Source organism: Phaeobacter sp. CAU 1743 (genome assembly GCF_039839315.1).
Lineage (GTDB): Bacteria > Pseudomonadota > Alphaproteobacteria > Rhodobacterales > Rhodobacteraceae > Phycobacter > Phycobacter gallaeciensis_A.
The window spans coordinates 1-20917 of the sequence record NZ_JBDOQR010000071.1 but is presented as its reverse complement, the minus strand read 5'-3'; the positions used below and the strand labels follow the sequence as shown (position 1 = coordinate 20917).

Below are 20917 nucleotides of genomic sequence, written 5' to 3'. Positions count from 1 at the left end.
CATCTTTCATCGTTGGCGCGGCGGGGGTAGTGTGCATCATCGGTCGGTGGTCTCTAAGCTTATGGCGTTACAGGGCTTTTCTGGCGTTATCGGGCGACCCGTAACGAGGGGTCGTTGTCTTGCTGACGCCGCCTTTGAAATTCACGACCGAAATGACCTGAAGGCGGTCGCCGTCTCGGCGGCCCGGTCGGTACGCATCAGCGTTTTTACCCGTCCGCGCCAAAATGCTGCGGAGGTCGTCAACTTCTTCGGCGGTGTAGAACCTATGACCGCGACCGTCAGTGTGAACTTCTGGGAAGCTGCCATCTTTATGGCGGTTGCGCAGGTTCGAGGTACTAACGCGCAGCAACTCGGCGACCTCGGTCGAGCTGAAGCGGCGCAAGGACTTGCGGTCTTCTGGCTCGAATGCAATTTTCATCTGCCGGTCAAGCGACTCAGCAAGACTGTCTGCGAATGCTCCGATGTCGGAAGAGCCTATGCCTAGCGCGTAGCCCGTATTTCGATCATCCATGTTCTGCCGCCTCTCATGACCTTTGCTAAGGCTCTTTATCGTTCTGACGGTCGAAGCCACGTCTGACGCTTTTTTCCGTCAGAATGGAAATGCCACGAACGACTGAATCCGGCAAGAAAAATCTAAATGTAGTGGAAAAGTTATCCACAACACCAATGCGAAGACACTCCGCCTCTTGCCGATAACCTGCTGATTGTGAACGAAAACGTCTGGTTTTTGCGCTCTCGGGCGTCTGGAGGAGTTTAGCTGACCGGATGAGCTAACCCTCAGCCTTGATTGGATATTTCGGTGACTTTAGGCGCCTATGGCGTAATGATCCTGGGAACTGATGGTCGAGCAAAACGAAATGGTTCTTGTCAGGCACTCCTAGTAGAGTCGGAGGCGCTCTGCCTGCTCCAGCAGCATTCTGATAGAGGACGGCTGCCAGATGGTTCGCCCACGAGGGGTGCGCTCGCGCATGGTTTCCAGTCGGTCGCAGATTGCCTGCAAGGTGATCCTGGGGTTATCACCTTTGATTGCTGCGACAAGCGCCGCCAGATGGTCGTCGGTTTCGCGACGTCCAGCGCGTCCAAGCACGGGATTGCCACCAACGCGACCTTTGGCGCGCGCAAAGGCAAGAGTACGCTCGCAGTTTCAGATAACGTCACTTAACAACAGGATGACACCGCAGGCTTTGCCTTCCCTTGCAGTTTGGCAAACTTTGCCATACGCTCCGCACGGAAGGGGATCATCATGGGTCCCATGAATATTTCATTGCCGGACCCGATGAAGAGATGGGTCGAAGAACGGGCAAAGACCGGACGCTATGCCAATTCCAGTGACTATGTTCGCGACCTGATCCGGCGTGATCGCGCGCGGCATGAGATCATCGCCGAAATTCAGCTCTCTGTCGATGCGGGCCTTTCCAGCGGATCGGCGGTTCCACTTGACCGCGGTAAATTCAAGTCACGGATGCGCGCGAATTATGCCAAAAAATAGCGGTTGGGTCATTCGACCTGCCGCTGAAGCCGACTTGTCAGACACTTGGCAATACGGCGCAGACAATTGGGGCGTTGAACAGGCAGATCGTTGTGTGGATGGTCTGTTCGCACTCTTTGACCTGCTTGCAGAATTTCCGGAGATGGCCCGAGAACGAAGCGAATTCACGCCCCCTGTGCGCATTCATCCCAGTAGAGTTCATCTCATGATTTACCGCATGAATGGGCGGGGGATCGAGATCATACGAATATTGCATACTAACCAGAAGCTCATGGCCTATCTGTTTGATGACTGAGCATTACAGTCCCGCGGCTTAGGTAAGGTTCACTCGGAACCTGTCACGCCTGCGCTGGTATCGCCGGGTCAACTCGGCTGAAGCATGTCCGAGTTGCTTTTGAACATACTGCTCATCACTCTCTGTCGACGAAGCGAGCCCGGCATGTAGGGAATGGGCGGAAAACATTGCTAGCCGTTCGGCTTTCGGCAGATCAGATCTCACACCACTCTTCAGAACGATCGCCTTTCTCCACCGTGCGACGTGTGTGTGGGAAAGTCGGGCCTCAAGGGTGTGCTTGCCATCCCGCGATGGTCCAAATGAACACCGGGCCGAAGTCGAACTTTGCGAAGTGCAGTCATGTTTTGAGCGCAGGCACGGGACAGGTCTGGTCCTTCGAGCCACGACAGATCTCGATCTCGCACCAGCCGGTCTTGGCGTTCAGTGGAAGACGGAAGCGTGTTGGACAGATCGGGTCTGTTTCGTAGCTGGCCGTATGATCTGACTTCGGGATGCTGGGATGCCCGTCAAACTCAATGCGGCGCGGTGGAGTAAGTTTGCGAAGGTGAAGTACCGGGTGACGAACTGGGTCGAGCAGAATGAAACACTCCGGCAGGGCGGGGATTTGATGGTCTCCGTGAGTGCGAATGTGGTGTCTGGGTCGCACGCTGCATATTCCTGGGAGCGGGGGGCAACAGAGATGCTCTGACCTGGTGGTCGAAATTCGCCGGGCCCTGCGCGCGGAGCCCAGCCTTCAGCTTCGACAAAGTCAGGGTTTGTGCGCGGTTTGCTTTAGCTCATGAAACTGGAGCTTTCAGCGTCCGATTACTCGACAGTCTGCTGCCGGGTACAATCCCTTCCAATCGTGCCGGACACACGCTGAGCAAATGGCACGATGATGCAGATCATGGATAGCACATGGCTACGTATTCATGGTGCCCGCGAGTGGATGCGGGAGACGCACGTGACCTTTGCAATCGCAGGCTCTGTGACACGCGCGGTACTTGGACCATTGCAAATTGTCAGCTGACAATTTCTTTGAAGATGTGGCCTGTACACATTTCTAACGCAATGACTACTGAGCGAGCACATACGAAAATTCGAAGACAAGTTGGCCTGATGGACAGGAGGCTCTCATTTAACATCTGTTTGAATCCCTTCCAAAGCATGTGTGGCGTGAAAGGCCATATGGCGGCAGCTTATGCGATCTGAGGAGTGAATGCTGATCGGCGGGCGTGGACTGGTCTTGTGAAGATCAGACAATGGTCAATTACGCTCCATATTCCCCGAATCCGCCCAGTGCGCGAAATTGTCAGCTGACAATCCCGTCCGGTTGCGCAAGGCGTTGACGAGCGGTGCAACGGAAAATTGACCCGCTTTCGCCTTTTGGGCCAAGCGCCTGAGATACGCACCGGGGCTGCGGATTTCAGACATCCGTTCAAGCATGCAAAGGATAACCATGGCAGCGGTACGACCGCCCATGGAATGTTGTGCCTCTGCGAAAACGGGTGTTTCTATTCCCATCATCGGCACCAAACGCAATGCGTTGTTCTGAAGATCTTCCCATGATCGCATCGGGGCAGGGCAGTAGTGGCGGTATTCTTTGCAGGCCGCGAGAACGTCTTGCAGCTCTGTATCTTTGCCTTTTCCTGTTGCTTTCGGCTGGTGTCCTCTATCTGCGTAGGCTCGTGTTTCAGAGTCAGATTCATTTCTATTTGACTCCTGTATGTGCCGCTCACTTTGCATGTCTGTGCCGCTCAGATTTTCTGCAGGTGCCAAAGAAGACAGTGGGCTATCCACAGCCGGGGCAGGGGGGATTTGGGCTGCAATTTGTTGGAGCTGTGCAACGAGACTTCCCAAATCCTCTTCGCTTGCACGGCGGCGTAGTGTCAGCCGCGCAAGTTCGATCACATTGTCTCGCTCCGGGTCCTCGGGAAGAGGGCTGTCCAGGAGTTGTTGCCGCAGGGACGCGAGGCGGTCGCGTAGGACACCAACGCGTTGGTGTCGCAGGTCAGCTTCCGCTGCAGCGGCCTGAACTTGGGGAGCGTGTACGGCAAGAGGAGAAAGATCGAAACCATAGGCAACTGCGCGATCTGCCCCGATACGCCGGGCATAGCGCTTGCGGTTGGGACTGTCGTGACGACTGACAACGCCCATCTCAACCAACTTGGCGAGATGGCGGCGCAGGGTACTTTCTGGCATGCCATTCAAACGTTCGGACAGTTTCCGGTTTGATGGAAAGACGACTGCGCCACCCAGGTTGGCGGCAATCGAGTGTTCGGGATGAAAAGTCATCAGGGCCTTGAGAACGGAAAGCGTGCGATGAGACAGACCAAAGCCAGGCGCTGCCTTGGTCAGCGCCGCAAGGATGTCCCACTTGTCCACGGGGGGCAGTGCGCACGGCTCCGCCATCCCAAAGGCGGCTTGGGATGCATGTTGCATGTAAATTTTCACGAAAAGGCAAAAAACATCCGCCCCTGTGCAACACACAGAGTTGACAAAACTGAGTCGAAGGGGGTATTTCAAAGATGCTAAGTTTGAAATGAGCCTTCTGGGATGTATGTCCTGGGGGGCTTTTTTCTTGCCGGGGTTCGTGCCTCCTTTTCTGTTGGTTGCTTACAGTCGTTCAGTCTTCCGAGGCTTCGGATTTGAAGCGCGCGTGAAGGTCGTTGAGCAAAGCCTCGGCATGTGCCTCGAACCATGCATCGAAGCCGTCGCTGCTGCGGGACCCGATTGTCAGGGTGACGCCGCGTGTACTGCGGCGTAAGTCACCAATCGGAGCGCCATCCGGTCCGTGCAGGATGCGCGCAGAGGTCTTTGGCGGTTTTGTTTTGGCTTTTTCGGTTACACCTTGGGCCCGGGCCAGGACCGCGTCGAACCGTTCGTCTGAAGAGAGCGGTAAGAATTCTGGACGGTTCATGAAGGCAACGGCGCGGCCACGCGCGCCCTGGTCTTCCATTGCCTTTACCAAGGCCATCCAGCGCTCCCGGCCGATTGTCGGCGCCGATCCGATCTGGCGCAGGAATTCCATATCGAATGCGGTGCCCACCTTCAGCATGCGTGAGACCATCGGTAGGTCGATCGACAGGGCTGCCGCGATTGTCTGACGGTCATAACCCGCGTCCTGAAGCTGTGCGGAAAAAGAGGCCTTCTCGATAAAAGAAAGATCCTGGCGGGCAGTGTTCTCCTGCCCCTGCGCCATGACCAGGGCGTGATCATCCAGCTGCCGAACCATGGCCTTGACCGGCATGCCAAGCTCTTTAAGCGCCATGAGGCGGCGGCGGCCATAGACGATTTCATACCTTCCAGGCTGTTTCGCATGCGGGCGCAACAGGACCGGAACCTGCTGACCATAGGTACGCAGGCTTTCGACAAGGTGCTTCTGGGCAGCAGTGTCCAGCCCAAGCCGGTCCTCAAAGCCGGCGTCATCGATCAGCGCCGGGTCGATCTCCTGTACTGCGTTTTCCTGTAGTTTCGTCAGCGAAGATTGTAAGGCGCCCACGGCGCCACGGGGCATCATCCGTGCCTTTGCCTCGGTCCGGCTCGTGGATGAGGAGGTATCAGTACTCAAGATCCCTTTGCGTGCCATCAGCGACCCCATGCATGTTGGATGAGCGTTTCAATCTCTTCATTCACCTGATTGAGGGAATCTATCGCACGGTCGTACGTACTTCGATGAAACTGCGAACGCTCTACTTCATAAACGGTTTGCTGGGTCAGACCTGCATCCGAAATCGCGGTGGATTTCAGCATATGCGCAGTCATCACCTCTTTGCCGAACAGTTGCCTTAGAAAGGCGACCACCTGTTGCTGTGGACCGTCATTCGGCTCGTAACGGTTGATCAAAAAGCGTAGGAAATCGAATTCCATCTGGGCGCCTGCATTTCCTACTACATCCAGCAGATCTGCGCTCATCTGTAGGAATTGCGACATGGAGGCCACATCGAGCATGTTGGGCACTACGGTGATCAGCACCCCGGTCGAAGCACAAAGCGCTGACATGGTCAGATACCCGAGCTGTGGCGGGCAATCGAAGAGCACCACATCGTAGTCTGCCTCAACCTCCTGCAGAACTGCAGCCATCCGGGCAAAGAATGGTGGCTGGAGATTGTCGATCAGCGCCTGTGGCGTCTCATGTTCGAATTCCTGCAGCATTAGGCCGGCCGGCGCGAGATCTATTCCGGTGAAGTAGGTCTTCTGTATCACCTGGCGCAGGGGCAGGGGGTCTTGATAGCGTATGGCGTCATAAATCGTGCCGGAGTCGAGGAAATCGTACTCCGGTCGGTAACCGAACAAAGTCGTCAGCGAGGCCTGCGGGTCGATATCCACCGCCAGCACGCGATACCCCTTCAGGGCTAGGCGCTGCGCAGTGTGGATCGAACTGGTGGTCTTCCCCGAACCGCCCTTGAAGTTCAGGAAGGACAGCACCTGAACCTTGTCCCCCGCGCGCCGTCCCGGCAGGTAGGTTCCGGGGGCCTTAGCCGCGCTTTCCAGAGTCTCGCGAATTGCAAGAAGATCCTCGGCCGAGTAGTGGCGCCTGCCTCCCGGTGTGGTATGGACATCGGCAATGCGCCCGTCAAAATGCAGCTTGCGTAGAAAGCTGGCGGAAATTCCAAGCAGTTCTGCCGCCTCGCCGGCGCTGAACAACCGCAGTTCCTTGCGCGCATCAGGCGCAAAGTTCTTGAGCATGTGGCTCTCGAGCGCTGCCATCAACCTATCGGCGTTGTCGCGAATACGTTGATTTATAGTAATGGAATCTGTCACTGTCGTTTGCCGCTTCTTGGTAACGCTCTTTTTCGCCAGAGCTGTATTTACCGTTTTTTATGCCGAGGGAAGGCCGTTTGGCAACAGATTCGTGCCCAATGTCCAAAATAGCTGCTTTTCTTTCGTGTTTTGGGTGGTTCTGGTCACAATGCATACACGTTCAGGCAGGCCAGTGGGACACGGTTTCATCGACCTTTGTGTGAAACTGCCGTTTGCGCATCAAGCAAGGGAAAGCATAAATCTGCGCAACGGGGGGCAAGATGGTAAACCTCCCGCTTGACGCGCTTTGTGCGGGCCGCTGACACTGAGTGACGCAGACGCCGTTGCTAAAGCACGGGTGTCTCATTTTGTGGGGGGAGGCAACCCCGGAACCTTCCGTCGGGATGGTGTCAGGGCACTCCAGAGGCGTCCGTCAGGCTGTCCGCTTCGCGCTGCCTGCAGATATGGACACGATGGCCTTGGGTCTTTTCTCAGGAGAAAGCCCAAAGAGGCGGTTGTCGTAGCCAAGGATTTTCCATGGAATGGTGCAACGGCAATATCTGCAAGCAGAAGAGTCTGCGGAACGCTCCAACACTCTATGAGCGGAGTAGGGGACAATACTGACGTTGTTCACGATGATGGTTTCCGCGCCGGTCATTCGTTTCTTGAAGAACGTGTGAGCGGCACGGATGTCTATGTCCTCTCCTGGCTGCCTGTATCCTGTTCGCACGTGGCAGCAGATGCCGTTAGATCAGGTTGGCGCTGTTCACACACAGCCATAGCGTGATCTGGTGAGAAAATTACAATAAAAGGCATTATTCCGCCTATTGATTTTGTGATGATTTCAACTTTGTAGTGAGCTGATATACAAATGAAATGTATGTTTTATGAGGTTCACATGTTCCACCAGAAGGTTTCGCCACCTCGAACCATTACGCTTGAGGACGGCACTGTCATGACGCGGGAGGACCTGCCTCCGCGAAGCACCAAACGCTGGACCGCTTCTCGTAAGGAGGCCGTCGTTTTGGGGGTGCTGTACGGGTTGCTTCCGCAGGAAGAGGCCAAGCGCTGTTACCAACTCAGCGATCAAGAGCTTCGAAGTTGGATATCCGCAGCTCAGACACATGGGGCTGACGCGCTGAAAGTGACCCGATTGCGGGTATACAGCTGAGCATTCACTCGCCGCCTTTTGCATGCCTGGTGACCGCATAAACTCCAGAGCCGAGTTGCTTTAATTGATTGCCCCCTAGCGGCTTGCGGTAGGGTTGAGATTTTGGAATGGTCATGAACATCCTGGTTATCGAAGATGATACCTCCACGCGGCAGGTCCTTTCGAACCTGTTGCAAGGCGAGTCTTTTGAAGTGCGAGCGGTCCCATCTGCTGGAGATATGCGCAGAAGTTGGTGACGCCTGATCAGGCGGCAGCTTGAAGTTGGCGGAGGCCGTCGCGGAACTCAACCCCTTGGATGATCTCGGGCAGGCGGTTCCGGCCGTCGAGTTTGCGCCATTTCTTCTGCGCCGACATCATCAACTTGAACGCCATGGCCAGACCGGTCTTGCGGCTGAGGCATCCCTTGGTGCGTTTCGTGCGATGCCGGACGGTGGCGAAGGTGCTTTCGATCGGATTTGACGTCCGGATGTGCTTCCAGTGTTCTGCCGGGTAGTCGTAGAAGGTCAGCAGCGCGTCGCGGTCCTTGACCAGCTTGGCCGCCGCCTTGTCCCATTTCACACCGTATGTTTCGACGAAAAAATCGAAGGCGATGTTGGCTTCGGCCTTCGTCGCGGCCTGCCAGATGTCGTGCAGATGCGCCTTCGCCTTGGCCTGGCTGGATTTCGGCAGCGCGTTCAGCACGTTCATGGCCTTGTGAACCCAGCAACGCTGCTCCCGCGTCGTGGCGAATACCTCGCGCAGCGCGGTCCAGAACCCCAGGGCGCCGTCGCCAACAGCCAATTTTGGGTCCTGCTTCAGGCCGCGGCGCTTGAGATCGAGCAGCACCTCGCGCCAGCTTTGGGTGCTTTCGCGGAAGCCGTCGGTCATCGCCAGCAGTTCCTTGCGGCCGTATTCGTCCGCCCCGACGATCACCAGAACACATTGTTTTTCCTCGGCCATGCGCGGTTTGAAGTAGACCCCGTCCGCCCAGATGTAGAGAAAGCGTCGGTTGCCGAGGTCACGTTTCTGCCAAGCCTCGTAGTCTTTCCACCAGTCGGCCTTCAGCCGGGTGACGGTCTTGGCAGACAGGCCCTTGGCATTCGGGCCAAGCAGAGCCTCCAGAGCCTCGCTGAAGTCGCCTGTGGACACGCCCTTGAGGTAAAGCCACGGCAGCAGCTCCTCGACCGACTTTGCCTTACGCAGATACCGCGGCAGGATGCTGGGAGTGAAGGTGATCTTATCGTCGCCAGCACCCCGATCACGGACACGCGGCACCTTCACTGGCACTGGACCAATGCCGGTCATCACCTCGCGTTCCGGCAGGTGACCATGGCGGACCAGACGCGCCCGCCCGTCCTCGAGCCTTTCCTTCGAAAAGGCCGCCATGAGTGTGGCCAGCTCAGCGTGGATCGCTTGTTCGATCAGCTTGCGCGCGCCATCGCGCAGAACGTCAGTGAAAGGGTCGGAGCTAAATCCCGATGGATCGGGCAGTTGGTTGATGGTAGTCTTTGGCATGTGGCATATCCTTTTCTCAGCAGAGAATTGACGGCGACTCGACACCGCCTTGATATGCCGCCCCTCAGGGCATCACCAACTTTCGCGCGTTCCTCCATCTGCTGAACAGGGCCTCTCCTTGCTGAACCAAGAGCTCTTTGATCTGATTGTGCTGGATCTCGGTTTGCCCGGCATGACGGGTCTCGAAATGTTGCGCTACGTAAGATCTAACGAGAACCATACGCTCGTCCTCGTTTTGTCGGGGAATGACTATCTGGATACCAAGGTACAAAGCTTAAAACTTGGTGCCGATGACTTTTTGTCCAAGCCATTTGTTCTCAGGGAATTACCCGCTCGGATCCGTGCCTTGGGCCGACGCGTGCGCACTCCAATGGGCCCCAGGATTAAAGCAGGAGGCATTTCGTTGGATCCAGAGGCCCGCACCGTGATGTCCGATGGGCGCAAGATGGTTCTAAGTCGGACAGAGTATCTGTTTCTGGAGCTTATGATCCGACACGTGGGAAAAACTGTGACGCGCCAGATGCTCCTGACCCGGATGTACGCGGAAAAGAACACCCCGCAAGAGGATATCATCGATGCCTACGCGTACAGGCTGCGTAAAAAGCTCGCGGGGACGTTCAATGGAACCCTCCGACTTGTGACCGTTTGGGGGCAGGGGTTTGTTCTGGAAGTTAGCACGAGTAGGGCTCTGCTGTGTAAAATGGGCGAGGGACTCACCGCGTGAATCCTGACCAGGTGCCGTGAGACATGATTGGTCGGGTGTCCATGAAGCACATGACTGCGAACTGGTTATCCTACGATGACGCGCTGAAGTCATGCGGAGTGCTCGGGGCCGTGACTGTCGGCTGCGCCTCCGGTAACCGCAAATGGCAATAAGCAATTAGGCGTAACCCGAGAGCGGTTTTTGTCGGTACGGTCAACAAGCAAGTTGTTCTCGGTAAAAAACCACGCCAGTGCGGGAACTGGCGTGGTAAGGTATAACCGGAGTACGACGTGATCGAGCAGTGATCGGCAGGAGCTGTTGTAAAACAGCGGAGGCTCCGGCTGTCAGCGACAAATCATTCTTCAGTGCTTGAGACAAGATATCTATCGATTTTCACTTAGTCAGCCTGTGTCGCATTTGGATCACTGTAAGGTCTGGGTTGATGACGGTTTGCCGCGGCCCAACTGCTCGTCCAAAGACCTACGCCTGCAAACGATCAAGCAAGGCTGGGCCACATTCAAAACAGTACTGGGACGCTTTGTTCTGCGGACTTCGGCAAGCCCTGGATACCGACGAAGGTTGCCATTCGCGGATAGTGCTGACAATACGAAAGAGATCTGCGAAACTGCGAAGTATAAAAAACTGCATCAGACTCGCCTGGCAACATTCGGAACTCGATGGTCGCTTGGCCCGGGCCGCAGGGCAGACCGCTATCGTTCGATAGATTTCGATCCCCTCTCACGCTGTTTAGTATTGTGTAGAACAATTCAGCATTGGTGTGATCATGGTCCAGAACGCAATCGTTGGTGGAGATATCTCGGGTGACGTCTTCGAGGATGCCTCGAACCCGTTGACTATTTCCGGAACGCTGACGGTATCTGATCCGGATGCTGGCGAATCCGTTTTTGCCGAGCAAATCGCGACAGCCGGGCTATATGGCTCCTTCACTCTCTCGGTTGCAGGGGACTGGAACTATACTGCGGACAATAGCCAGACAGCCATCCAGTCGCTTGATGACGGTGAGACGCTTACTGACAGTTTCACGGCGGTTACGGCGGATGGAACAGAACAGGACGTCACGATTTCCATCGGCGGCACCAACGATGCGCCGGTCCTGAGCCTGGAGACCGGGGACGGTGCCTCAGCGAACCTCACGGAAACCGAAGGCGCGCTGAGTGCAACGGATACGCTGACGGTCCGGGACGTGGATGTCTCGGACAGCGTCACCACCAGCGTGACGGTCGCGCAGACCGGAGTGACTGCGGGCGGGCTCAACGATGTCGAGGCAGCGGCGCTCTTCACGGTCACGGCCAGCGCCACTGCGGACCCGGCAGACACGAACAACCTGACCTGGAGCTTCGACGCCGGCACGGATGCCTTTGACTATCTTGATGACGGAGAGACGCTGACGCTGACCTATCAGGTCACGGTCACCGATGACAGCGGCGCGCAGGACACCCAGGACGTCGTGATTTCCATCGGCGGCACCAACGATGCGCCGATCCTGAGCCTGGAGACCGGGGACGGTGCCTCAGCGAACCTTACGGAAACCGAAGGCGCGCTGAGTGCAACGGATACGCTGACGGTCCGGGACGTGGATGTCTCGGACAGCGTCACCACCAGCGTGACGGTCGCGCAGACCGGAGTGACTGCGGGCGGGCTCAGCGATGTCGAGGCAGCGGCGCTCTTCACGGTCACGGCCAGCGCCACTGCGGACCCGGCAGACACGAACAACCTGACCTGGAGCTTCGACGCCGGCACGGATGCCTTTGACTATCTTGATGACGGAGAGACGCTGACGCTGACCTATCAGGTCACGGTCACCGATGACAGCGGCGCGCAGGACACCCAGGACGTCGTGATTTCCATCGACGGCACCAACGATGCGCCGGTGATCACCAGCGCTATTGCGGATTTCGGGTTTACCGAGGCGGTGGATGCCGCGAGCCAGACACTGAGCCAAAGTGGCACCCTGTCCTTTGACGATATCGACGCCAGTGACACGATTGCGGTTTCGAGTGAAGTTCTCGTGCGGGCGAGCTGGAGCCGGGGCACGATCGACAGCAGCCTTCAGACCGCACTGGAAGATGGCTTTAGCCTGGGCGCCAGTGGCGAGTCGGCCCCTGGTACGGTGGTCTGGGGATATTCAGCTGCAAATCTCGACCTCGATTTTCTGGCTCAGGGCGACACTATCACGACGACCTATCGGGTGACGGTTACCGATGACAGCGGCGCAACCGCCACTCAGGACGTTGTCGTGACGGTGACCGGCACCAATGATGCGCCGACCCTTAATGGCGTTGCGGCTGGGGTCACCTATCAGGAGAATACCGTCAACGCAGAGCCCCGCCTGCTTGATGCCGACGTGACGTTTGTGGACCCGGATGACAATTACGACGGCGGCACGGTCGTGGTCAGTGGGTTGCTCGGGGAGGATCGAGTCTCGCTTGCCAATCAGGGCAATGCGGCGGGCCAGATCGGTTTCGATGGCACGCTGGTTTCCTATGAGGGCATCGTGATCGGTGCGCTGTCGGGCGGCGTGGGCAACACGCTGACCATCACCCTGAATTCCGCGGCAACAAGTGCATCCGTGGATGCGCTGCTGCAAAACCTGACCTATCAGAACACCAGCGATCTGCCGACGTCTGAGCGCACCCTGACATTCACCGTTACCGATGATCAGAACGCGACGACCGCAGCCAGCCTCTTGGTCACGGTCAATGCGGAGAATGACGCGCCCGAATTCAGCAATTTCCACAGCACGATCACCCTTGAGGAAAATATCATCAACGCGGACTATGTTCCGTTGATCGGTAACCCGGATACGGACCCTGATGCTTTCGCGGTCTACGATCCCGAGGAAAATTACAGCGGCGGCTCCCTGACGGTTTCTGGTCTGCTCAACGAAGACTATGTTCGGGTCGAGGATCAGGGCGGCGGGGTCGGCCAGATCGGCGTCGTCGGCAGCGAGATTTCCTACGAAGGCATGGTCTTTGCAACGATGTCTGGCGGCATCGCTGCAAGCGACGGGGTGCGGACGCCAGTTGTGTTCAGTTTCAACGCGGCGGCGGACAATGCGGCGGTCGAAGCGCTGATCGAAAGCCTGCAATTTGCCAATCCGCTGGATGCACCGACCGCCAGTCGCACGGTTACGTTCAACCTGGTCGATGGCGATGGCAACGTTGAGGATTACCCCTCGCTCGGCGACGTAGATCCGGAAATCCATGATGCGCTGGTCAATAATACGCTGCAGAACGATCCTCTGAGTGGCAGCGGCCTGCCGGTGCGGGCGACCGTTCTCGAAGATATAACGGGCCGAATCGATCTGTCAGCCCTGTCGATCGTGGACCCCGATATTTACGACAGCATCGACCTGGTACTCTCTGTAACGGACGGGTTTCTAGCCGCCGACGACAAGGACTTGGATGAGGACGGGATCGATGATGTGATCGCGACCGTGTCGGATGGCGGGCGGACACTCACTCTGACCGGCATGGCGGCGGATCTTGTAACCTACCTAAGCGATCCGGGCGCTGTGCGATTTACCGGTCCGCCTGACGTGAACGGGGCCGACGCCGTCATCCTGAGCGCCAGTGCCACCGATGACGGCCCTGTGACGATAGACCTTGGAACGCTCTCGATCGACCTGAAGCCAATGCCGGATGCGCCGGTGCTCGGGAACGTGCCGGCATCCGTCACCTTTGCCGAGGAGGAGGTGAGCACAAGCGCCCAGCCGCTTAACCTGACGGCCAGCCTGAACGATGTGGACGGCACCCTTGCAAGCAGCATTCTGACAGTCTCCGGCCTGGTCGCGGCGGATGTTGTCACAATCGGCGAAGCGGGCGGCGTCGAGGTTACCGGCAGCACGACCCGTTTCGTGCTGTACAATGGCTCCGCCATTGGCAGCGTGGCAGGGGGGGCCGGCACAGACCTGATCATCACCTTCAATGCGAAGGCGACCACGGCGGGTGTAGAGGCCGTCATCAATGCCTTGAACTATCGGCAGGTCACTGATGCCCCGGTGGCAAGCCACGATCTCTATATTAATATCTCCGACAGCGACGGCAACGGCCTGGGGATTAGTTCCGGCATCGCCATCGGTTTCACGGCGGTGGCAGAGGCGGACAATCCCTTTGCGGGAGTTGATTTCGGAATCAATACCGATCCGGCCTTTGTGGATCTTGACGGGGATGGCGATCTCGATCTGGTTGTCGGCGATGTGGATGGGGAGCTGACTGCCTATCAGAACAACGAAGGCAACTTTGCAGCCTTTACCGCCAACCCGCTGGCCGGGATCGATGTAGGGGCCCGCAGCAGCCCGGCTTTTGTTGATCTGAACGCTGATGGCAGCATCGATCTGGTCGTCGGTGGCAACCTCGGCCGTTTCGATGTCTATCAGGGGAGCGCGACAGGGTTCAGCCAGTTGACAGGCACCGCGAACCCGCTCTTCGGCGTCGATATCGGCAGCAATTCCAAACCGGCCTTCGTCGACCTCGACCAAGACGGCGATATGGATCTCGTGGCCGGCGGCGAAGACGGCCAGCTGCACGTCTATGAAAGGACTGGTGCTGGCTTCGTGAAGCCGGGCACTTTCTGGGACCCCTTCCTGCAGAATACATTGAGCGGTGTTGGCAGTCTTACCTTTGCCACGGTGGATCTGACGGAACTAGCTTCTGCAGACGTCAGTGTAGTGCAAAGCGGCAGCGCGAATCCGTATCTGTCAGAGGCCGACCTCGCCGGTTTGCTGTCCCTGACGCATCAGGATGCTGACACGACTGACTGGTCCCTAGCACTGAGCAGCGATGTCTTTGCCTATCTCGCTGACGGCGAGACCGCCACCCTGAGCTATAACATCACTGTTACCGACACGACCGACACCACCGCTTCTCATGGGTTCGATGTCATCGTAACCGGCGCAGACGTCGGCCCGTCGATCCGTCTGGGCACATTGGAAAGCGGGGTCACAGGCACGGTTTCAGCGGCCGCGCAGGCGATTGATGTGGGGGCGACTGCCAATCCCGCTTTCGGGGATGTCAATGGGGATGGGGCCGCCGATCTGCTTCTTGGCAACGCAGAAGGGGGCCTGAGCGCCTTTTTGAACACAGGGGTCTATTCCGGCTTCGTGGGGGGGCTCGAAGAGGCGTTCTTCTCCGGGATTGACTTGGCCGCCGGGGCCGCGCCGACCTTTGTCGATATCGATAATGACGGGGACCTCGATGCGGTAGTCGGCAACCGTAATGGCGACCTGACCCTCTATCGCAACACCACGGCGGAAGGAGTCGCGCTGGCAGTCAATGTCACGGCACAAAATGACCTGCCCTATGCAACGGGTCTGCCAGATGACATTTCGGTCCATTTCTCGATCCGGTCCGCCGTGGACTTGAGCACGCTGGTCCTGACGGATCCCGATGAGACTGATATGTGCGCGCTGAGTCTGGACGCCTCTAGCGGTAGCTTGCTGGCCACGGATTCTCCCGATGTGCAAGTCTCCGGTTCGGGCAGCGGCCAGCTGGTGCTCAGCGGGACCGCCGCTGCCCTGAACGCCTACCTGTCCGACAGCAGCCGGATCCAATTCGTCAATTCGGATGGAACTGCGAGCGGCGATGATGCCGCGCAGCTCCAAGTAACGCTCAATGATGGCAACGGTAGCGGCGACATCGGCCTTGGCACCGTCAACATCGATATCGCCCCCGGGATCGGCAGCAACACGCTGACAAATCTGGCGTCTACGGTCGCCTTCTTCGAGAATGAGGTCAATACCGCCCCGCAGCGCCTGGTCCCCGATGCCACCTTCATCAGCGTTACCAACAATTTTGACGGCGGTCAGCTGAGCGTGACCGGTCTCTTGCCTGAAGATGTCCTTTCCCTGCGCAATGAGGGCACGGGCCCGGGTCAGATCGGCTTGCGGGCGATCATCGGTACCTCGGACCAGGAGGTCACCTATGGCGGCATCCCAATTGGGACGCTGCTCTCGGGCGACGGTCAGTCTCTGACGATCCTGTTCAACGCGGCGGCAAGCTCTTCCGCCGTAGATGCCCTGGTGCAGAACCTCACCTACGCCAATGGCAGCGATGCACCGACCGGCAGGCGCGATCTGCACATCGAGATTACTGACGCGACGGGGGTTGGCCTGACCAGCACCGAGGTGACCGCGACCGGTTTCTCGCTCCTGTCCGATACCGCAAACCCCCTGAGCGGCATTGACGTGGGCCGCTATGCGACGCCTGCATTTGTCGATCTGACCGGCGACGGAGCCGCCGAACTGGTGGTCGGCGACAGCCGTGGCAGGATTACGGTGTTTGCCGCCACGGACAGTGGGTTCCAGGCCCTGTCCGGCAGCGACAGCCCGCTTGCCGGGATCGATGTCGGCAGCTACAGCGCGCCAGTCTTCGTCGACCTTGAAGGGGACGGCGACATGGATCTGGTGGTGGGCAACAGCCTTGGCCAGCTCGTGACTTATCAGAATTTCGGCTCAGACTATATCGCGCTGACGGGCACAGACGATCCGTTCAATGGCATCGATATCGGTTCCTACAGCAACCCGGCGTTTGCCGATATCGACGGGGATGGCGATCAGGACCTGATCCTCGGTGACAGAGTGGGACAGTTGACCGCTTTCGAGAATACAGGAGGCGCCTTCGCGGCCTTTCCCGAGGCCCGCTATGCCGAACTGCAGGGTTCCGAGGACCCGTTCGCGGGTATCGATGTCAGCGCCCGCAGCGCGCCGGTCTTCTTCGACTACGATTATGACGGCGATGCGGATTTGTTTGTCGCGCAGTACAGTGGGCAGATCACGGGCTTTGAAAATACCGCCGCCGGATTCGTGCAGCTGTCCGGCGCGGCAAATCCCTTCGAGGGGATCGATATCGGCTCCTCCGGTAGCCTCGGTCTGGGCGATATCGACGGCGATGGGGATCTAGATGCCGTCATCGGCAACAGCCAGGGCCAACTGGACATCATCGAGAACACGACCCAGATGGCGCAGGCGTTTTCCATCGAGGTGACGGTTACGCCGGAAAATGATACGCCCTTCGCAGCGGATTTTCCGCAAAGGCTGAGCGTGTCGGAAGATGTCGCATCCAGCCTCGATTTTTCGGGACTCGTGCTTTCGGATCCGGATTCGACAAACGCCGTGCTGCTGCTGACCGTCGCGCAGGGAGGCCTGTCGGCCAGCGCGGCAACCGGAGTTTCCGTGTCGGGGTCGGGCACGAAAAACGTCACGCTGTCGGGCACGGTGACGGCGCTCAACACCTATCTGCAGAACCCGCTGCACGTGCAATATACCGGCGTGGCCAATGCCTCGGGGGAGGCGGCAGACAGTCTGACCCTGCGTGTCGATGATGGCAGCGGTTTCATCGTTCTAGGCACCGCAGCCATAGACATTGCCCCTATAAACGATGCGCCGACGGGCAGCGGCCTGCCTCTCAGCATGGCGGCAAATGAAGATACCGCAGCCGCTGTCGATCTGTCCCCTCTTGTCTTGGCAGATATCGACGCGGACACCCCCCTGTCCCTGACGATTACAGCCTCGAGCGGCTATCTTGCTGCGCCGGACGGCACCGGGGTGTCTGTTGCCGGCTCCGGCACCGGGGTGATCACCCTGACCGGCGCGTCGGCGGAGCTGCACAGCTATCTGGCAGACCCGTCGAACATCCTGTTCACCAGCACCGCCGAAGTGTCGGGGGATGCGGCGGCACAATTGATGCTGACGCTGTCCGACGGGCGCGCCGCGACGGATTTGGGGACGATCGACGTTACTGTGACCGCAGTCAACGATGCGCCCACCGGCACCGGCATTCCGGCCAACCTTGGTGTCGTCGAAGAAACCGCGACGGTTTTGGCTCTTTCTGGGCTGACCCTTGCCGATCCCGATAGCGACAGTTTGACGGTGACCCTTTCGGTGTCGCAGGGGAGCCTGCAAACCGACGGTCTCCCGGATATTGCTGTTCTCGGATCCGGCAGCAGGGTCCTTACGCTGCAGGGCCCGGTCGCCACTCTGAACAGGCTCCTGGAAGAGGACCGGATCTCCTACACCGGCGGCGACGGTATCCGCGGCGTGGCGGCGGATAGCCTGAGCATCACGTTGGAAGACGGAACGGAGACCACGATACTGGATGATGTCAGGATCAATATCGTCGGGGCGACGGATCTGCCAAGCGCCAGCGGGCTGCCTGCCACGGCGACGGCGCTCGAGGATACTCCGTCGAGCCTCGATTTCTCGGCGCTCAGCATCGACAATCCGGACAGCAGCGAACTTGTCGGTCTCCGGCTGGAGGCCTCGGCTGGGACGCTATCGGCGGTCACAGGCGCGGGCGTCACCGTCGCAGCGGGCGGTGCCGGGACGGTGCTCCTCAGCGGGACCGCAACAGCCCTGAACGTCTGGCTCGATACACCGGCCAATCTGCGCTACACGGGTCCTGAGAACCTGTCAGGATCGGCGGTGGTGCAGATCGGGGTGACCCTGCTCGATCCTCTCGCCGAAATCCCCTTGGGAACGGTCGGCATCGATCTGACAGCCGTCAACGATCTTCCGCGAGGCAACGGCCTGCCCCTGTCGGCGACGGTGCTAGAAGATAGCGCAACGGCGCTGGATCTGTCACCGCTCACGCTGGAGGATGCCGATACCGGCGACACCCTGTCCCTAGTCGTGGCGGCGCAGGCCGGAACCCTGTCGGCGGCAGCGGCAACGGGCGTGACGGTGATCGGAGACGGGACCGGACAGCTGACCCTGCGTGGTCAGCAGGAGGCCCTGAACGCCTGGCTCGGCTCCTCTGTTGGCCTTCTCTCCTATACCGGTGCAGCCAATGCTGCCGGCGCGGCCGCAGACAATCTCGTTGTGACACTCGACGACGGCAGCGGTCCGGTCACGCTTGGCACCCTGCGCCTTGACATCACCCCGGTGAATGACGCCCCGACAGCCAGCGGTCTGCCCGGCAGCGTCTCTGTGTACGAAGCCATCGCCTCGGCGCTTGATCTCGGCAGTTTCGATGTCGCTGATGCTGACGGTGACATGCTGACGATCCGCTTGACGGCTGCCAGCGGCACACTGTCGGCGGTGAATGGCGCGGAGGTCGTGGTGTCCGGCGCCGGCAGCGCGACGCTGAATCTCACCGGAACCGCAGAGGCGCTCAACGCCTGGCTGACGGATCCGGCGCGGATCACTTTCACTGGCCCCGTCGGCGTGGCGGGGGAGGGCGCAAGCAACATTACGGTTAGTATCGATGACGGTGCAGGAGTGGTCGCGCTCGGGGCTGTGTCCGTCGACATCACCGCCCTTGATGGGACCCAGGCTCTGGATCAGCTGTCCCAGTCCGTGACCTTCGCTAGGGATGCGGTCAGCGGTGGTGCGCAGCAGCTTCTGGATGGTGATGTCACCTACATGAACCTTACCGGTGCCTTCTCCGGCGGGTATCTGAGCGTCAGCGGCCTGCTAGCCGAGGATATCATCTCGGTACGCGATACCGGCACTGCGGCAGGACAGATCGGGGTGTCCGGCTCGGTCGTGTCCTATGGCGGCGAGGCGATCGGGACGCTGTCGGGCGGACAGGGTACGACCCTGATGGTGGTGTTCAACGACACGACCACAAGCCCGGCGGTTGAGGCACTGATCGAGAACCTCAGCTATGCCAACAACAGCGCGACTCCGACCCCGGAACGTAGCCTTGTCCTCAATGTGGTCGATGCCGGTGGCAACGGTCTTGGCGGCAGTACGCTGTCTGGGGTGTTGTCCTTCAGCGCCCTGACCGGCGCGGCGAACCCGCTGGGTGGCATCGATGTCGGCTACTACGCCGCCCCTGCATTCATTGATCTGGATGGTGATGATCATCTCGACATGGTCGTTGGCGATAAATCCGGACGGCTAAGCGTATTTCACAATACCGGTTCCGATTTTCTCGAATTGACTGGTACGGAAAATCCCATGGATGGGATCGATATCGGCTCCTATGCTGCACCCGCATTCGTGGATCTGGATGGCGATGAGAATCTAGACATGGTAATTGGCGGCAGATCCGGTCAGTTGAGCGCATTCCGCAGCACCAGTGCTGGCTTTGCAGAGCTGATCGGCACCTCGAATCCGTTGGACGGCATCGATGTCGGCTTCTACGCTTCGCCGACCTTTGTGGACTTGGTCGGTGATGATCATCTCGATTTGGTGGTCGGTAATGGATCTGGACAGTTGAGTGTCTTTCGTAACACAGGGTCCGGCTTTGACGAAGTCACCGGGACCGCCAACCCGCTGGGAGGCATCGATGTCGGCTCCTATGCTACGCCCGCATTTGCCGATATCGACGGAGATGGCGACTTCGATCTTTTCATCGGTAATAACGCTGGACAGATCACGGCCTTCGAGAATACCGCTACCGGCTTTGCGTTGATGTCCGCCCTGAATGACCCGTTCGATGGTGTGGATGTCGGACAATATGCCAACCCGGTGTTCGCAGATCTTGATGGAGACGGCGATCCTGATTTCATCATTGGCGATAACGCAGGGCAACTGTCCGTATTCGATGATACTACTGCTCGCGCGGAGGGGCTGGAGATCAGTCTTGCAATCGTCGATGACTTTAACTTCTGAGAGAAGCCTCAGGAGACCGTGCCTTTGTTTCAGAGCTCTGGAAGTTGGAAGGGAAGGTGTCCTGGGTGGCTGGTGCAATCGCGCATATAGAATGTCCATGCAGGATCCTGGAAGTCACCAAAAGGAAACGCCACCCGTCAGGTGAAGACGGGTCGGCCCAACCTTTCAAAACTGCTCGCGCAAAGCCGCCAATAGGCGCCGCAGACCGAACGGACTGAAACAGGTTTCAAAATCGGACTGTTTGGTCTGAAACAGGCGCATTTTCAGACCCGCACCGACAGAGTTTTCGACCTAAATCATCGGCAGGTTTCAACCATCCACTGGTCCGTCAGACCACCTGCTAAAGCGGTTCCAGCTTTCATTGAATCAAAGGGGATTCACAGCGGGCTATTTTTCTGATTCATCCTGTTCAGGAGGATCAGATCATGCCCAACCCGCTTTCTGCCGATATTCGAGCCCGTTTTGAG

Annotated in this window: 10 protein-coding genes and 2 pseudogenes; 5 read left to right on the top strand and 7 right to left on the bottom strand. The window is 58.5% G+C overall.

What is annotated here, in order from left to right:
• Positions 1–67: 67 nt before the first annotated feature.
• Both AAFO90_RS20530 and AAFO90_RS20525 read right to left on the bottom strand, forming a co-directional pair.
• Positions 68–418, bottom strand: coding sequence for a MerR family transcriptional regulator (locus AAFO90_RS20530; protein WP_347510573.1), 351 nt, complete (start codon positions 416–418; stop codon positions 68–70).
• Positions 419–877: 459 nt separating this feature from the next.
• Positions 878–1087: pseudogene (locus tag AAFO90_RS20525) on the bottom strand (recombinase family protein); the annotation flags it as partial.
• A 156-nt stretch (positions 1088–1243) separates the two neighbouring features.
• Between AAFO90_RS20525 and AAFO90_RS20520 the strand changes: the two are divergent.
• Positions 1244–1489, top strand: coding sequence for a type II toxin-antitoxin system ParD family antitoxin (locus AAFO90_RS20520; RefSeq protein ID WP_347510572.1), 246 nt, complete (start codon positions 1244–1246; stop codon positions 1487–1489).
• Positions 1476–1784, top strand: coding sequence for a type II toxin-antitoxin system RelE/ParE family toxin (locus AAFO90_RS20515; protein WP_347510571.1), 309 nt, complete (start codon positions 1476–1478; stop codon positions 1782–1784). The genes AAFO90_RS20520 and AAFO90_RS20515 overlap by 14 nt, the downstream gene beginning before the upstream one ends.
• Before the next feature lie 18 nt (positions 1785–1802).
• Here AAFO90_RS20515 and AAFO90_RS20510 read toward each other — a convergent pair.
• The 4 genes and pseudogenes from AAFO90_RS20510 to repA form a co-directional block, all read right to left on the bottom strand.
• Positions 1803–2214: pseudogene (locus AAFO90_RS20510) on the bottom strand (integrase); the annotation flags it as partial.
• Between the two features lie 815 nt (positions 2215–3029).
• On the bottom strand, positions 3030–4205 hold the full coding sequence (gene repC, locus AAFO90_RS20505; protein WP_347510570.1) for a plasmid replication protein RepC: 1176 nt from the start codon (positions 4203–4205) through the stop codon (positions 3030–3032).
• A gap of 184 nt (positions 4206–4389) precedes the next feature.
• Positions 4390–5352 (bottom strand): plasmid partitioning protein RepB, encoded by a 963-nt coding sequence (gene repB / locus AAFO90_RS20500; RefSeq protein WP_347510569.1) that lies wholly within the window; start codon positions 5350–5352, stop codon positions 4390–4392.
• The gene (repA, locus tag AAFO90_RS20495; RefSeq protein WP_347510568.1) at positions 5352–6527 is read right to left on the bottom strand and encodes a plasmid partitioning protein RepA; all 1176 of its coding nucleotides are present in this window, start codon (positions 6525–6527) and stop codon (positions 5352–5354) included. Before repA ends, repB begins: the two co-directional genes overlap by 1 nt.
• A gap of 850 nt (positions 6528–7377) precedes the next feature.
• Between repA and AAFO90_RS20490 the strand changes: the two genes are divergently transcribed.
• Positions 7378–7677 carry a DUF1153 domain-containing protein gene (locus AAFO90_RS20490; RefSeq protein WP_347510567.1) on the top strand — a complete coding sequence of 100 codons (300 nt, stop codon included), beginning with the start codon at positions 7378–7380 and terminating at the stop codon, positions 7675–7677.
• Positions 7678–7920: 243 nt separating this feature from the next.
• On the opposite strand, the gene AAFO90_RS20485 is transcribed toward AAFO90_RS20490, so the two are convergent.
• The gene (locus AAFO90_RS20485; protein ID WP_347510566.1) at positions 7921–9171 is read right to left on the bottom strand and encodes an IS256 family transposase; all 1251 of its coding nucleotides are present in this window, start codon (positions 9169–9171) and stop codon (positions 7921–7923) included.
• Positions 9172–9220: 49 nt separating this feature from the next.
• Here AAFO90_RS20485 and AAFO90_RS20480 point away from each other — a divergent pair, with 49 nt between their 5' ends.
• Together AAFO90_RS20480 and AAFO90_RS20475 are read left to right on the top strand one after the other, a co-directional pair.
• Entirely contained in the window at positions 9221–9895 is a 675-nt protein-coding gene (locus AAFO90_RS20480; RefSeq protein WP_347510565.1) for a response regulator transcription factor, read from the top strand.
• Positions 9896–10658: 763 nt separating this feature from the next.
• Positions 10659–20450, top strand: coding sequence for an FG-GAP-like repeat-containing protein (locus tag AAFO90_RS20475; protein WP_347510564.1), 9792 nt, complete (start codon positions 10659–10661; stop codon positions 20448–20450).
• Positions 20451–20917 lie beyond the last annotated feature (467 nt).